At 44.8% G+C, this 13,966-nt stretch carries 18 protein-coding genes and 10 tRNA genes; 8 read left to right on the top strand and 20 right to left on the bottom strand.

All coding sequences use genetic code 11. From position 1 onward, the window contains the following. Positions 1–67: 67 nt before the first annotated feature. From DRED_RS02715 to DRED_RS02700, 5 genes are read right to left on the bottom strand one after another with little or no spacing between them, the layout of a single operon-like run. Positions 68–286 carry a hypothetical protein gene (locus DRED_RS02715; RefSeq protein WP_041274402.1) on the bottom strand — a complete coding sequence of 73 codons (219 nt, stop codon included), beginning with the start codon at positions 284–286 and terminating at the stop codon, positions 68–70. After that, complete coding sequence (locus DRED_RS02710) at positions 286–1,455, bottom strand: AAA family ATPase (protein ID WP_011876880.1); 1,170 nt, start codon at positions 1,453–1,455, stop codon at positions 286–288. The genes DRED_RS02715 and DRED_RS02710 overlap by 1 nt, the downstream gene beginning before the upstream one ends. 24 nt (positions 1,456–1,479) lie before the next feature. After that, a complete protein-coding gene (locus DRED_RS02705; RefSeq protein WP_011876879.1) occupies positions 1,480–1,752 on the bottom strand; it encodes a hypothetical protein in 273 nt (90 codons plus the stop codon). Beyond that, positions 1,753–1,920 (bottom strand): hypothetical protein, encoded by a 168-nt coding sequence (locus DRED_RS18500; protein WP_156779564.1) that lies wholly within the window; start codon positions 1,918–1,920, stop codon positions 1,753–1,755. Between the two features lie 12 nt (positions 1,921–1,932). Continuing rightward, on the bottom strand, positions 1,933–2,121 hold the full coding sequence (locus DRED_RS02700; protein ID WP_238442568.1) for a helix-turn-helix domain-containing protein: 189 nt from the start codon (positions 2,119–2,121) through the stop codon (positions 1,933–1,935). Positions 2,122–2,169: 48 nt separating this feature from the next. On the opposite strand from DRED_RS02700, the gene DRED_RS02695 reads away from it, so the two are divergent. From DRED_RS02695 to DRED_RS02685, 3 genes are read left to right on the top strand one after another with little or no spacing between them, the layout of a single operon-like run. Continuing rightward, on the top strand, positions 2,170–2,490 hold the full coding sequence (locus DRED_RS02695; protein ID WP_041274401.1) for a helix-turn-helix domain-containing protein: 321 nt from the start codon (positions 2,170–2,172) through the stop codon (positions 2,488–2,490). Positions 2,491–2,507: 17 nt separating this feature from the next. Continuing rightward, entirely contained in the window at positions 2,508–2,930 is a 423-nt protein-coding gene (locus DRED_RS02690) for an ImmA/IrrE family metallo-endopeptidase (RefSeq protein WP_049755837.1), read from the top strand. A gap of 1 nt (position 2,931) precedes the next feature. Then, positions 2,932–4,083, top strand: coding sequence for a tyrosine-type recombinase/integrase (locus tag DRED_RS02685; protein WP_011876876.1), 1,152 nt, complete (start codon positions 2,932–2,934; stop codon positions 4,081–4,083). Between the two features lie 38 nt (positions 4,084–4,121). On the opposite strand, the gene DRED_RS02680 is transcribed toward DRED_RS02685, so the two are convergent. The 3 genes from DRED_RS02680 to DRED_RS02670 all read right to left on the bottom strand — a co-directional run bounded on the left by DRED_RS02680 (position 4,122) and on the right by DRED_RS02670 (position 4,440). Then, positions 4,122–4,208, bottom strand: a tRNA-Leu gene (locus DRED_RS02680). Positions 4,209–4,279: 71 nt separating this feature from the next. Further along, positions 4,280–4,356 (bottom strand) — tRNA-Asp (locus DRED_RS02675). A gap of 9 nt (positions 4,357–4,365) precedes the next feature. Continuing rightward, positions 4,366–4,440: transfer RNA gene (locus tag DRED_RS02670), tRNA-Gly, on the bottom strand. A gap of 288 nt (positions 4,441–4,728) precedes the next feature. On the opposite strand from DRED_RS02670, the gene DRED_RS02665 reads away from it, so the two are divergent. Beyond that, entirely contained in the window at positions 4,729–5,355 is a 627-nt protein-coding gene (locus DRED_RS02665) for a hypothetical protein (RefSeq protein ID WP_011876875.1), read from the top strand. 161 nt (positions 5,356–5,516) lie between these two features. Here DRED_RS02665 and DRED_RS02660 read toward each other — a convergent pair. The 4 genes from DRED_RS02660 to dut all read right to left on the bottom strand — a co-directional run bounded on the left by DRED_RS02660 (position 5,517) and on the right by dut (position 6,410). Further along, positions 5,517–5,591, bottom strand: a tRNA-Cys gene (locus DRED_RS02660). Between the two features lie 12 nt (positions 5,592–5,603). Then, a tRNA-Gly gene (locus DRED_RS02655) sits at positions 5,604–5,678 on the bottom strand. A 17-nt stretch (positions 5,679–5,695) separates the two neighbouring features. Continuing rightward, positions 5,696–5,771, bottom strand: a tRNA-Phe gene (locus tag DRED_RS02650). A 69-nt stretch (positions 5,772–5,840) separates the two neighbouring features. Beyond that, on the bottom strand, positions 5,841–6,410 hold the full coding sequence (gene dut / locus DRED_RS02645; protein ID WP_041274400.1) for a dUTP diphosphatase: 570 nt from the start codon (positions 6,408–6,410) through the stop codon (positions 5,841–5,843). A gap of 200 nt (positions 6,411–6,610) precedes the next feature. Between dut and DRED_RS02640 the strand changes: the two genes are divergently transcribed. Beyond that, complete coding sequence (locus tag DRED_RS02640) at positions 6,611–7,288, top strand: 4Fe-4S binding protein (protein ID WP_041274399.1); 678 nt, start codon at positions 6,611–6,613, stop codon at positions 7,286–7,288. A gap of 280 nt (positions 7,289–7,568) precedes the next feature. Here the strand turns inward: DRED_RS02640 and DRED_RS02635 are convergent. From DRED_RS02635 to DRED_RS02605, 7 genes are all read right to left on the bottom strand, one after another. Beyond that, positions 7,569–7,642, bottom strand: a tRNA-Cys gene (locus DRED_RS02635). A 12-nt stretch (positions 7,643–7,654) separates the two neighbouring features. Further along, positions 7,655–7,729, bottom strand: a tRNA-Gly gene (locus DRED_RS02630). A gap of 16 nt (positions 7,730–7,745) precedes the next feature. Further along, a tRNA-Phe gene (locus DRED_RS02625) sits at positions 7,746–7,821 on the bottom strand. An 8-nt stretch (positions 7,822–7,829) separates the two neighbouring features. Continuing rightward, positions 7,830–7,906: transfer RNA gene (locus DRED_RS02620), tRNA-Asp, on the bottom strand. Positions 7,907–8,013: 107 nt separating this feature from the next. After that, on the bottom strand, positions 8,014–8,880 hold the full coding sequence (speB, locus tag DRED_RS02615) for an agmatinase (RefSeq protein WP_011876872.1): 867 nt from the start codon (positions 8,878–8,880) through the stop codon (positions 8,014–8,016). 13 nt (positions 8,881–8,893) lie between these two features. Continuing rightward, the gene (speE, locus tag DRED_RS02610) at positions 8,894–9,727 is read right to left on the bottom strand and encodes a polyamine aminopropyltransferase (protein ID WP_011876871.1); all 834 of its coding nucleotides are present in this window, start codon (positions 9,725–9,727) and stop codon (positions 8,894–8,896) included. Between the two features lie 19 nt (positions 9,728–9,746). Then, on the bottom strand, positions 9,747–10,208 hold the full coding sequence (locus DRED_RS02605; protein ID WP_011876870.1) for a pyruvoyl-dependent arginine decarboxylase: 462 nt from the start codon (positions 10,206–10,208) through the stop codon (positions 9,747–9,749). 211 nt (positions 10,209–10,419) lie between these two features. On the opposite strand from DRED_RS02605, the gene DRED_RS02600 reads away from it, so the two are divergent. Then, entirely contained in the window at positions 10,420–10,899 is a 480-nt protein-coding gene (locus tag DRED_RS02600) for a hypothetical protein (RefSeq protein ID WP_011876869.1), read from the top strand. 46 nt (positions 10,900–10,945) lie between these two features. On the opposite strand, the gene DRED_RS02595 is transcribed toward DRED_RS02600, so the two are convergent. After that, positions 10,946–11,800: a TIM barrel protein gene (locus DRED_RS02595; RefSeq protein ID WP_011876868.1), complete on the bottom strand. Its 855-nt coding sequence runs from the start codon at positions 11,798–11,800 to the stop codon at positions 10,946–10,948. A 129-nt stretch (positions 11,801–11,929) separates the two neighbouring features. Here DRED_RS02595 and DRED_RS02590 point away from each other — a divergent pair, with 129 nt between their 5' ends. Both DRED_RS02590 and DRED_RS02585 read left to right on the top strand, forming a co-directional pair. Further along, entirely contained in the window at positions 11,930–13,501 is a 1,572-nt protein-coding gene (locus DRED_RS02590) for an ABC transporter substrate-binding protein (protein WP_011876867.1), read from the top strand. Positions 13,502–13,543: 42 nt separating this feature from the next. Further along, positions 13,544–13,930: a DUF1540 domain-containing protein gene (locus tag DRED_RS02585; RefSeq protein ID WP_011876866.1), complete on the top strand. Its 387-nt coding sequence runs from the start codon at positions 13,544–13,546 to the stop codon at positions 13,928–13,930. The last annotated feature ends 36 nt before the right edge of the window (positions 13,931–13,966 follow it).

The raw sequence follows: 13,966 nt of genomic DNA, 5'->3' as shown, positions 1-13,966 counted from the left end.
TCCATAATAATATTTGAGATATTTTGTGTGCCGCCTGGCAGGGAAGTTCCCGACCAAGCGGCTTTCTTTATTTTCTAGGCTCCACCGCCAACCGGTACAGCACCTTTAACTGTCCGATGGCCTCCTCAATCTCCTGCACTTTTCTCTGGCCAGTGGGTAATTCATTTCGATAGTCCTGACCCCGCCGTTGTCGTTCCTTTTCCAGCACCTGTAAAACACCTTGAAAACAAACTCCGGCCAACTCTGGGTTCTCTCTAGGAAACAAGCTGTGTTCCGTGTACCCCACTAAAAGAGCCTCCTTTTACCGCCAGCAGCCCTAGCCGGGGGAGGTGTTAGGGTATCCAGGGAACTCCAAAAGGGGTCTTCTTCCTGATGGCTGCTGACAGGTGGTTTCGGTTCTTGGGCTTTGCCTTTGCCCTTGCCCTGGCCTCTTGCTGCAGTTTGACTGGACTGGGTTGCCTCTTTACCAGTGCCACCATACAGAGCTTCCCATGCCTCACTACCAGGCCCCTGTGCCACAAGGGGTCCAGCAGGTGGAAAATCAATCACCTCAGCCCCCTGCCCCACTGTCTTGCTCCCGGTAACCTCTCTGCCTGCTGTGCTGTTAAGCTCTGGCCCCTTTGTGGCTGCCCCATTGGCCCCGGCTGTGGTAAGTCCCAGACTTTCCTGCCGGCTGCCCAGCTTAGCAGTACCTTCCCCATGTCCACCAGTAGAAACATGTCCAACCGATGCAGCACCCCCTAAGCCACTGCCTGCCTGAACAGCCTCCTGTGGTACACCACTCTCCAGCCAAGCCAATAACTTTTGGCCCGTTTCCCGGTTTGGCTTAAACACCTGCCCATCAAACAACCCGGTGCGGTCTTTGCTGGCACTGGCCATGTGGGAGTGGTCTATTTCCAAAAAGACGGTCATTTCATACTCCATCCCGTCCCGCTGTATGGGGTTCAGCCCCACCTTCTTAATGACCGTTTTCCCGTTTTCCGTGGTCTGGATATGCTCCATCTTAGACCGCAGGGTGGCAATAATATGGCACTTGCTCTGCAGCAGTGCATCCACCAGGTCATTGTGCCGGGGCGTCACCTGCCGCCAGGCGGTCCAAGAATTGCCGGACTTGTCCGCAGCATAGCCGTGGATATCTAGCACCCCACCAGTACCAGCCCAGGCGTGGGTCAGACTGTCAATGATAATCACCCCATAGCCCGCTGCCTCGGCTGACTTGATGGCCTCCACATACTTCTCCGGCGTAAAGGGTGCCTCCAGGGTGCAAACATCATATTCCCCCAGGTGACAGTACAACTCCCCAGACCCCCGCTCGGTATCAATCATGGCCACTGGCCCACCCAGACCAAAGGCCATCTGCAGAGCCGAGAAGGACTTGCCGCTGCCAGCGGGTCCCGCAATGCCCAACCGTAATTTTGCTTTCTTCCGCTGTGCCCGATGAAACTTCACAGCCATTGAAAAAACCTCCTTACTCACTAACTAGAAACTGTTCAAGTTATAAAAGAAGTTGATCTTGGCCCGCTCCTCCTCCAACTGCAGCCAGGAAAAACCACCGGGCCGATGACTATAGCGGTGAACTTGGTTCTCCTCCACCAACCGCTCCCCAAAACCGCTGACCGCCAGCTCCTTCGCCTTAATCTGGCTGTCCCCCGGTGTAAGATTGTGGCAGCTAATGACCACCTTCGCCTCACCCAGCCCACACGCTTGCAAAGCCTCATGCAAATTTGCCAACGCTACGTTTACCTTTAACACCTAAACCGCCTCCCTTTTAAAATCATCAGGTTCCACCTGAGCCATACCGTAGGACCGCCCCGATTCCCACCAGTGGGTACACCTGGTTCGAATTCTTAGGAACTGGTTCATACTACGTAAAAACAACACAAATTCCCCGGCTTTTCCTATAAAAAAAGCCCTTTTCACAGCCCCACCCCCTTATCTTTCTTCCCTTCTAGCAACCCACTGTAGAATTTGTTCAGTTTGAAATCTCTTCTTATTCCCAATTTGAAAGTAGGGTAGCTCCCCCTGCTTAATTAGCTCATAAACGGTAGAACGAGAAACCCTTAAAAGTTCGGCAACTTCCTTCACTGTTAAAACAGGTGGAAACTGCTTTATGGGTATCACTGGCTCCCCCAGGGGAATGGGTTTCTGATACCTTAGCTTCGTTCCACACTGCTGGCAAAGCATGAATTGACACAAGAACAGCTGGCCCAACAGCTCGGTTTTACTCGCGGCCAGGTTAGTAACTATGAACAAGGTTCGAGGGAACCGGATTTTGAAACACTAAAAAAAATTGCCGATTTTTTCAAGGTGACTACAGATTATATGCTAGGACGCACCGACGATCCCACACCAGTGGACAAACTCATCGAACTCAGCGCCCTAGCTGGACAACAAAAGTTTGACCCTATGAAAGAGTTACCCCCAGAAGCCCAGCGCAGCCTAGAGGATTTCATCGATTACCTAATGCGCAAATACAAAAAAGACCATTAATGCAACGGAGAGGATCTATGCCTGACAGACTATTTGAACTTGCGGCTCAGGAAAGAATAAAAATTGAATATTGGGAGTTTGCCCCTCCGCTATTGGCAGTCTATACCTGTTTAGAGGGCATGCCGCCGGTCATCGGCCTGGACGTTTCCTTATCCCAAAACCCGAGAAGCCTTCGGTGCATTTTGGCAGAGGAACTAGGTCATCACTTCACCACCGCCGGTTATGCCACACCCAGAACATACTTTCATTACGCTAACCGCCTGTTGCTAAGCAAGTCAGAAGATCAGGCTTTGCGTTGGGCCGCTAATTACTTAATCCCAGCCACAGCACTACGGCATGCGATTGACAAAGGAATTCAAAAAGAAGAATTAGCAGACCATTTTAATGTCACTAAGCAGCTGCTGCGGTTTAGGTTGAAACTTTTAAAACAGGAGGGATGATATGCCCGGCCATTTAGAAAAGCGGCACAAGAGTTCTTGGACAATTATTATTGACCTGGGGAAAGACCCCATAACCAACAAACGGAAGCGAATGGTGAGAGGTTTTAAGGGTACAAAGAAAGAAGCAGAAAAGGAAATGGCCCGCCTCATAGCCGAATATGAGACAGGCCAGTATATCGAACCATCTAAAACCTGTTTGGGTGATTATATGCTACGCTGGCTAGAAGACTACGGCAAACCAAATCTGGCACCTACCACCTACTACTCTTACAGCAAAATAGTCGAAAAGCACATCATACCATCCATCGGGTCCATTATTATCGAAAAGCTTCAGCCCATGCATCTGCAACGGTACTACTCCCAAAAACTGCAAACCTTATCGAATAGAACCGTTCAATACCATCACCGGGTATTAAAAGAAGCACTCTCCCACGCAGTCCAATGGCAACTGCTCAACCGGAACCCAGCAGATGCGGTACAGGCGCCTAAGAACAAACAAAAAGAAATCGAGCTGCCAGACCTATCAAATATCGACCGGATGATCCAGGCATCCAAAGACCACCCCGACCACATAATCATCATCTCAGCAGTATTCACCGGTATGAGAAGAGGCGAACTTCTTGGCTTACGTTGGCAAGACCTCGACTTTGACAAAAACCTTCTCTATGTACGAAATACTTTGCAAAGGCTGCCCGACAAGGGAAAATTTTTTACCGAACCAAAATCCAAGAAAAGCCGACGACAAATCATTATTCCTCATTTCTTAACTAACTTACTAAAAGACCATCGTAAAAAACAGCTGGAGGAGCGGTTTAAGCTTGGGCACCTATATCAGGACCACGACCTAGTATTCCCAAGACCCGATGGCACACCAGCCGACCCCGGCACCGTCAGCCATCGCTTTAAAGCTCTGGTTGATAAAATTGGCCTTTCGGGCCTGCGCTTTCATGATTTAAGGCACTTCCACGCCACCTTACTTCTAGCTGAAAATATTAACCCTAAAAAAGTACAGGAACGCCTGGGACACCAAACCATAAGTTTAACTTTAGATGTTTACTCTCACCTAATTCCCAGCATGCAAAATGAGATCGCCGAAAAGCTCGAAGAGATATACGGGCACCGATTCGGCACCGAAAAGAGAAAAGGCCAGTGATATACACTGACCTAATTCATGTGAAACCTTGATTTACTTGGTGCCCGGAGCCGGGGTCGAACCGGCACGGTCGTGAAACCGCAGGATTTTAAGTCCTGTGCGTCTGCCTATTCCGCCACCCGGGCATGTATTATTCAGCTTATTTAATATACCAAATAGGGTGGTTTTTGTCAATACATCTGTTTTGATATCTTATTGGCGGAGCTGACGGGAGTCGAACCCGCGTTCTCCTGCGTGACAGGCAGGCATGTTAGGCCACTACACCACAGCTCCAAAATTTAATGGAGCGGAAGACGGGATTCGAACCCGCGACCCTCGCCTTGGCAAGGCGATGCTCTACCACTGAGCCACTTCCGCACAGATGTCCTACCGACGATTAATAATATAGCATATGGAGTATAGACAAGTCAACAACCAAGTTATGGTTAACCAATGAATTTTTTGAGAAAAACAATAGCACCTACTGCCATTAGTTTTACATTACTCACTAAATTTCTTCGAGAAGGATTCCTTTTCACTTACGTTATACACAACTTAAATCCTATGTTTTTTATGGGAATTATTTACTGTTTTTTATTTAATTGGAAGGATTTTACATTTCATTAGAGAAATAATTTATTAAAACAGCATAGGGGGTATTGTTCAGTGTTCCAAGAGTATCGTCAAATTGTTTATAGGATTAAGGGTTTGGACAAGCCCTTATCTTCATTAACCAGAGCAGAAAGAAATGATGTATTAAACCTCTCCATCCGCCAGGAGGAAATTGAAAAACACATTGGACAACAAATTCAAAAAAGTTTTAAGGAGTTGCAGGAAGGTCTGGAAGTTGTGGCCGAATGGGTTCGATTAATGAAAGAGGATGCCATCAAGGCCCTGGGTATTGGGGGCACTCCCGAAGAGGTTTTAGCACTGGAAGAAACCCTGGCCCAAGCCACATCGCTAAACATGCAAATTTCAGGTCTTACCCTTGCTAATTATTCTCCTCCTGAAAAATCAGAACCTGAAAAGCACCAACAAACCGAAGAACCTGTAAAGACACCCATTAAAATCATCAAAGCAGAAAGACCCAAACATAAGCCTACACTACCAGTTTTTGATTCCACCATAGACATGGTAGAAAATAACGTAGACCAAAAGATTGTTTCTAAGGTTATAAAGGAAATCAACGAATCAGTTACCGCCGCTGCACCCACTGCTTATCTTCCAGAAGTGTTCAACCAACCTCGAATTACCAGCCAAAAGAGTAGACCAGCTAAACGGAAAAAACGTTAGCATGTAAAGAAAACTTGGCTTACGCCATACCCTATAGGGCACGAGAGCCTTTAGGCGACGGCGTAAGCCTTAGTTACCCTTATGCAAGTCGGAAAGTTTTTATACTTTCTGATATAGTAAAAAAGCCACCTACTAATTAGTAGATGGCTTAAATTTTTTATTGGAGGCGGCACCCAGATTCGAACTGGGGAATAAAGGATTTGCAGTCCTCTGCCTTACCACTTGGCTATGCCGCCAAATATGGAACATGGAGCGGAAGACGGGATTCGAACCCGCGACCCTCGCCTTGGCAAGGCGATGCTCTACCACTGAGCCACTTCCGCACTTTTAAAATTAATTATGGTGCCTCGAGCCGGAATCGAACCAGCGACACGCGGATTTTCAGTCCGCTGCTCTACCAACTGAGCTATCGAGGCACTGTCAACGCTTATAAAATATATCATAGTTTGACAGCTTTCGCAAGGGTTTTTTGAAAAATAATTAAATTATAGACCAGTACTGCCAAAGCCACCCTTACCTCTTTTTGTATCACTGAGTTCCTCACACTCAATTAATTCTATATCAGGCAATGCATGAATGATCGCCTGGGCAATTCTATCCCCTACCTGAAAGGATACCTCGTGATCCCCTGTATTGTACAGCAGTACCATAACCTCGCCCCGATAGTCAGAGTCCACCACACCAACTGCATTACTTAATGTAATTCCGTGTTTCTTAGCGTTTCCACTGCGGGGGTATACCAGCATAGCATAGGAAGGTGGCAGCTCAAAAACCAGGCCGGTCCTCACGGATTTATGCTCCCCGGGGTAAATAGTAAAGCTTTCTATTGTATGTAAATCAAAACCAGCACTCTCTGAAGTGGCTTTTTTCGGTATTTCTGCATTTTCATGTATTTTTTTAATTTTAACTAGGCAGTTTTTAAAACTAAACAATTCACACCGCCTAAAAGGATACAACGCCTCATCTCTGGGAATTTTAATCTCCTGCTTCTCACATTTGTAGTCTCCCCGGATAATCTCCACCCCATAGCGGCACCGTTTACAGGTTTCCAGCATCTATAACACCCCTAAAAAATAGGATTTGTGATATTTATCACTTCGACATTCTATAGGACTTTTCCCTTCTAACTTGGAAAAAAAATTGTCATATATTTGACATAATATTATTACGCATTTTAATATTGACAGCGTAATATAAATAAATTATATTAGTATTATCATCATGATTATTCAAATTGCAAAGAGGAGGTAGTACTATGAAAAACATAGCACTATTAAAACGTGTTCGTAGGCAAGCTATAACTTGGATCGTGTTACCAGCAGTAATTGGAGCCGGTTGGGTCTATCCACCAGCGGGTTTTCTTCTATTATTATGTATGATTGGGGCAGTTGGTATGTCCTTCTTTAGTGGTCGCTCCTGGTGTGACTGGATGTGTCCACGAGGTGCCTTCTATGATGTTTTCTTCCAGAAGTTTAATCAAGGAAAACCAGTTCCCAGTTGGTTGCGATCAAATAAGCTCCGTTCCTTTATGTTAGGTTTAATATTCGTCGTTTTAGGCTCTCAGCTTTACCTTGCTTGGGGCGACTGGTACGGTATGGGTATGGCCTTTGTACGTCTACTGACTATTACCACCGCTGTGGGTATTTTATTGGCCCTAACAGTTCATCCCAGAAGTTGGTGCCATATTTGCCCTATGGGAACATTGGCTAGTTGGTTCGGTAAAGGTAAAATGCCGCTCTTTATCAATAGTGATAAATGCACCAACTGTGGCCTTTGCACCAAAGCCTGCCCAATGGGCCTTGTTCCCAACGTGGATGAAAACGGCCAACTAACAGATCCAGATTGCATTAAGTGCGGCAGCTGTGTAGTAGCCTGCAACCGCAAAGTATTAAGCTTTGATGTGCCTACCAACGATTTAAGAAAATCAGCTTAAGGTATCCTAAAGCATAAGAAATTTTATAATTTCTACATGCTAAAATGACACCTCTGGTCAGGTGTCATTTATATTTACTTACCCGCTGAAAGAACCAAAATATATCCCCTAATTACCCAAAAAGCTAGTAATAATAAAATTGTCTATTCTACAAATGATTAAAGCGCCTCGCAAAGAGACGCTTTAATTTTTATTATGCATATTACAATATCATCTAAGAGATATATTTTTCTAATATAAATGCAAAAAACTCCCGAGTTTAATAAACCCAGGAGTTTACTGGAGGCGGCACCCAGATTCGAACTGGGGATAAAGGATTTGCAGTCCTCTGCCTTACCACTTGGCCATGCCGCCAGATATAGAAAATGGAGCGGAAGACGGGATTCGAACCCGCGACCCTCGCCTTGGCAAGGCGATGCTCTACCACTGAGCCACTTCCGCACTTCAAAATTTAATATGGTGCCTCGAGCCGGAATCGAACCAGCGACACGCGGATTTTCAGTCCGCTGCTCTACCAACTGAGCTATCGAGGCATTATAAGTGGCGGAGCTGACGGGAGTCGAACCCGCGTTCTCCTGCGTGACAGGCAGGCATGTTAGGCCACTACACCACAGCTCCAATCGCAGCCAGCGTTTTGCCCACTGACATTGATTAGTATACAAAAAGTGATCTCAGAAGTCAAATATTATTTTAATTTTTATACCAGAAATTTTTAACCTGCCCTTTTACTTAGGTTTGCCAAAGGCTAAGATTGCTTCTCGGACTAGCTTCGCCCCCAGTAAGGCCGTTCTTTCAGAATGGTCATAAACTGGGCTGATCTCCACCAAGTCCATACCAACCACATTTAAATCCTTCAAAACATGAATAGCTTCCAGAATTTCTGCGGACGAACAACCACCTGGTTCTGCGGTACCGGTTCCCGGGGCATAGGCAGGGTCCACCACATCGATGTCCAGGGTTATATACACCGGATGGCCGCTAAGCTCCATCAGCACCTGTTTTAAAGGTTCTAGAACCTTTCCGGGGTACATGCGGGTATTTCCTCGGGCATAGTCGAACTCCTCCCGGGTACCGGAACGAATGCCAAACTGGTAAATATTCTGGCTGCCCACCAGATCTGTCACCCTTCGCATGACGGAAGCGTGGGAAAGGGTTTGACCCATGTAATCCTGGCGTAAGTCCGCATGGGCATCAAAGTGAAGTACCTTAAGTCCAGGGTGTTTCTTAACCACTTGCTCAATCACTGGCAGGCTGACTAAGTGTTCGCCCCCGAGCACCAGGGGGAATTTATCGTCCTGAACAATATTGCCAACCACCTTACTGATGCGTTCTAAGCTTTCCAGTACATGACCAAAGGGAATGGCAACATCGCCAGCATCGTAATAGGCATAATCAGCCAAATCGCGATCCAGCATCACACTGTATTCCTCCAACCCAATGGATACCTGCCGAATTGATTGGGGCCCCTGACGAGTCCCTGGTCGAAAACTGACAGTAAAATCCATTGGTGCTCCCACCAGGACTACGCTGGAATTACTGTAGTCCTGGGAGGAACCCATGAATCCGCTGCATCGATCTAATAGATCAAACATTGGTAAACCCCCATTATTTATTAATTAATTCTTGTACAAAATTAGGGAGCGCAAAGGCTGCTTTATGCACATCATGATTATAGTAACGGGTTTTGTAGCTGGGTCTGGTACTAAAATCTACCGCCTTGGGATCGTATTTCTTGGAACCCATGGTAAAGGTCCAGCAGCCACTGGGATATGTAGGCACATAGGCTAGGTAAATGTTAGTAATAGGATATAGGGACCGAATATCTTTGTTTACCTTAGGAATCAATTCCTCATTATAATAGGGAGATTCGGTTTGAGCAACAAAGATACCATCTTCCTTTAATGCGTCATAACAATTCTTATAGAAGCTGCCTTCAAATAAACCAACAGCAGGACCGATAGGATCGGTGGAGTCCACAAGAATAACATCAAATTCATTTTTGTGATCCCTTACATACTGGATACCATCCACGCAGTGAACTTCTACTTTCGGATCATCCAGTGCACAGGCAATCTCCGGCAGATATTCTTTAGAGACTTCCACTACTCTACGGTCGATCTCCACCAACACAGCCTTCTCAACACTGGGGTGCTTAATAATTTCACGAATGGCGCCACCGTCGCCACCACCGATAACTAATACCTTCTTGGGGTTTTCATGAGTATTTAAAGCCACGTGGCTAATCATTTCATGATAAATAAATTCATCCTTAATACTCGTCATAATAATGTTGTCCAACCAGAGCATACGACCACAAAGGGGTGTATCCACAACTGCCAAATGCTGAAAATCTGTTTGCTCTTCGTGCAACACTTTGCTTACTTCAACACTTAGTGCTAATCCGGGGACTATTCCTCTTTCTGAGTACCATAATTCCATTTCACAGACCTCCTTAATACTAATACCAAAGGGGAACTGCTGCCAGGGCACAACCAATTTTTTCAACCTTATGTTCTGCGGAAGCAATCTTAATATCTTTTAGTTCCATCCCTCGGGTTTCAAATGCTTCCTTCACCATATTGGTGATGTTTTGTTCGGCCTCTTCCTTACTGCATTTACCCGAGAATTCCATAATAACTCCGAAGGAATCATTGGAATTAATACCCACTCCCACACAGGCAGAAATAATCTCACCTGGTACATTACTGACAATGTATCCGTAGGCAGTTGGAACTAGAGAACCAGGAGGCAATACCATGCCGGGGTCCTCTTGACAGCCCGGTGGCAGAATGCTGGACACTCGTAAGAGATTTACATTGCCGATGCGTGCTTTTAGTAGTGCATTGTCAAATGCCGTAAGTTTACTTTTTCCTTCGGATGAAGCAGCGGTAACAAAATATTTCTTAGGAGTCGGTAGCATTCTTAGTTCTCCTTTCTTTTCTTTTATCTTGCTTTTCCATCATTCTCCCTAACAACAAAACATATTATACCAAACAGTAGTTAAAAATAAACTTCTTTTTTCCAAAGCAAAGAATTAAATGAAACAACAATTATTTTTGTCATGAATGACTCTTATAAAGTAGGGTAACCTAATTTTTGAACGACCATTTAAAATTGAAGGGGGTAGCTACATGAAGACAATTACAGGTTTTTTCTCCTCCCAGGGACAGGCAGAACGAGCCATTAGTGAATTACGCCGTATTGGTTTTGACAAAGAAATCTCCATGGTAGCAAAGGGCGAAGAAAAGGGCCAAGAGGGCCCCATGACTACTAACTTCACCGGTGGAGACGGTGTAGCCGACGGTGCTGTAAGTGGTGCCACCATAGGTGGTTTGGCAGGCCTAGCCTTGGGTGCCGGTGCCTTAGCCATTCCCGGATTTGGACCTTTGATCGCCGCAGGACCGATCGCTGCAATGTTATCCGGCGCTGCCACTGGTGGCGTTGCTGGCGGATTGGCCGACTATGGTATTCCGGCGGCAAAGGGTGAGGAGTTTGAGAACCGTATCCGTGAGGGTAAAATGTTGGTAACTGTTAAATCCGCTGATGATAAGGCCGAAAGGGCCGCCCAGGCTTTAAAGGAATCCGGCGGAGATCACGTGGAAATCCACTAAAGGTTTGAAAGGCTTGCCCTGACGGCAAGCCTTCTTTATTAATATATTATTTGTATTTTTTCACCATACTCTTAAAGATCAAGGCATCCTCTGCTTGGGTTCCGGCGGATTCACAAATAATCACCGGCTCCATTTGACGTTCCACAATCAATTCCGCCAGAGGTGCAAAGTCTGGACCGTAAAGGTGGCTTTCCCGGAGGGTCCAGTGCTTCTTCTCCCCTGCTTTGGTAAACTCAATAATACTAAAATGGACATGCAGATGTTTCACCACTTCTTTACCCAACTGATTTTCAATAATATCCAATATCTTGGCATAATCATCTTTGGTTTTTAGGCTACCCTGGGAAACCGCATTTAAATGTCCGAAGTCAATACAAGGTACCACCTGTTCCCCCAGGGAGCATAATTCCAGAACCTCCTCCAGGGAACCCATTTGATTAATTTTTCCCATGGTTTCTGGAGCCAATAAAATATCCTGTAACCCTTCAGCGGCAATCTCTTGTAATATTTCTCGGAACAAAATCTTTGAACGGTTAAAGGTTTCTCCCCGGTTGGTACCTGGCCCACCCCCGGGATGAAAAACCACAGTTTTGGCCTCCATCCACCTTGCCACCCGCAGAGAATCCAGTATGTATCCCTTTGTCTTTATTTTCTTATCCGACTCTTCAGTACTCAGATTGATATAGTAGGGTGCATGTATAGAAAGGGCAACCCCAAACTGCCTGGCTTTTTCCCCCAGTTCTCTAGCCATGGGCTCTTTTATTTTGACCCCGCGGCTGCACTGGTACTCATAGGCGTCCAGCCCCCTCTGGGCCAACCATTCTGGCATTTGCAGAGAACTTTTATGTCCCTGGGCATAAAAAGAATCCGGTGCTCCTGCAGAACCAAATTTAATAGTCATCTTTTTGCTCCTCTGTTTAAATTTATCTTTTTAAAGATTATAGCTCATAGTTTCTTGCCTAACTGGAAGGATTTTACATTTAAGGGAAGAATTATACATCTGTAAAACCTTGTTGACGGGGGTTGAAAAATGAAAAACAAATTATTCCAATTGGCCTTTCTGTTTCTATTCTTAAGCTTTTTTTCAGTTGTTGTAAACTATGATAAAGGGGCTAGTCCCACCTTTTTTAAAAAAGAAATTCCTCAACAAATTGATATAACCTATGCCCTTGCAGAACCATTAAAAAGTCTAGATCCTGCTGAAGCAAATAATATGTCTGAAGCTAAGGTTTTGTCAAATATCTTCGAAGGACTTGTCCGTTATCAATCAGGAACCTCTGAAATAGAACCTTGTCTGGCTACCCATTGGGAACTTTCTAAAGATGGCTGCAGTTGGGTTTTTCATTTAAGGAAAAATGTTACTTTCCACGACGGTACGCCTTTTAATGCACAGGCTGTGAAAATAAGTATTGAGCGGCAACTGCCTCCACAAAAAAAAGACACCATGTCCTATGGCAGTTTTACCTTTGGTATGTTGAAAAAAATTGAAGTGATTGATAATTATACCATAAATTTTTTGTTGACAACACCTTATTCACCCTTTTTAAGAAATCTTGCCATGCCTTGGGCGGCACCCATTATAAGCCCCTCTTCCCTTAAGAATCTGGGCAATGACAAAATGCTCCTGGCAGGTACGGGCCCCTTTTATCTGGCAGATTGGCGTAACGGTGCTCCTATACTTTTAGCCAATGAAAAATATTGGGATAAAAAGCCCTTTATTAAATCCTTATCCTTTCTTCCCCAGTCCCCCCAGCAGAGACTAGCATCGCTTAATAAAGGAACTGTGGAAATGGCTGATGTTTCCGGTCTACCCGGGGATACCATAAAGGCACAAAATGTTATAACAACCAGCCAATCGTCAGCATCTCTCAGTTATTTGGGAATGTTTAACAATCGGCCCCCTTTTAACAACGATAAGGTCCGTAGGGCCCTTTGCATGGCCATAGATACCCGGGAGTTGACAAAGAACATCTTTGGCGATCAATCACTGGCTGCCAATAGCATTCTGCCACCAGAAATACTTGGTTATAACAAAAATTTACGGCCTTATTTTGGCGGTCCGGAAAAAGCAAAAGCCCTGTTAAGTCAATATGGTTATACAGAGGGATTGGATATAACATTAATCACTTATAACACACCCCGTCCCTACAACCCTTTAGGTGGAACTGAATTAGCTACGACCATCAAAAAGCAGTTGGCTAAAGCTGGTATTCGGGTCAATGTAAAGGTTTATCCCTGGCATGAATTTAAATCGGCCCTGCGCAAACAGGAAGGAGATGCTTTTTTATTTGGCTGGGTCAGCGATAACTTAGACCCGGATAATTTTCTTTATACACTACTGGCATCGGATGAAATTACTAAAACAAACCTCACCCATTATAAAAACAGTGAAGTAGATCGTTTAATCAGTGCCGCACAAAGAGAACAAGATGAAAAAATACGAAAAAGGTTATATTATCATGCCCAGCAGATTATGCTTCAGGATACTCCCATGGTCTTTCTAAACTATGGTCAAGATAAAATTGCTCTTACCAAAAATATTCAAAACTTGAAATTAAACCCCTTTGGTATTCCTCTCTTTGCCAAGGCTTATATTCAGTAATAATTTGGGCAGACTACATTAAAAAACACGAGGTGAAATTCCATGCATAAAAGTCCACGGGTTCTTTGTGAAGTAAACACCTGCACACATTGGCTACTAGGAAATCTTTGTACTGCGGCAAATATTGATATCCTGTACGAAGAGGAAGGAAAAATGGCCCAGAAGGATGCCCATACAGAATGCAAGACCTTTTATAAAAAGAATGGAATTACCAGCTACCTAGGATCAATGGATAATGTCAATTGGGGTGGACTTGTCAGTGGTTCCTTCCGAGAGGGTCAACAAATTACTCCTGCTGTGGTTTGTATTGTAGAAAGCTGTAAATATTGGGCTAAAGGAAATCTTTGTGAAGCTGAGACAATTCAGGTAAGCGGCCAAAATGCCAATGAATGTCAAGATACAAATTGTAAAACTTTTGAAGAAAAATAAAGAAGTTACAAAAAATATGCATATGTTTTATTAAAT

Source organism: Desulforamulus reducens MI-1, from assembly GCF_000016165.1.
In the GTDB taxonomy this organism is placed as follows: domain Bacteria; phylum Bacillota; class Desulfotomaculia; order Desulfotomaculales; family Desulfotomaculaceae; genus Desulfotomaculum; species Desulfotomaculum reducens.
The sequence above is the reverse complement of the archived record's forward strand: the minus strand, read 5'-3'. Positions and strand labels throughout refer to the sequence as shown.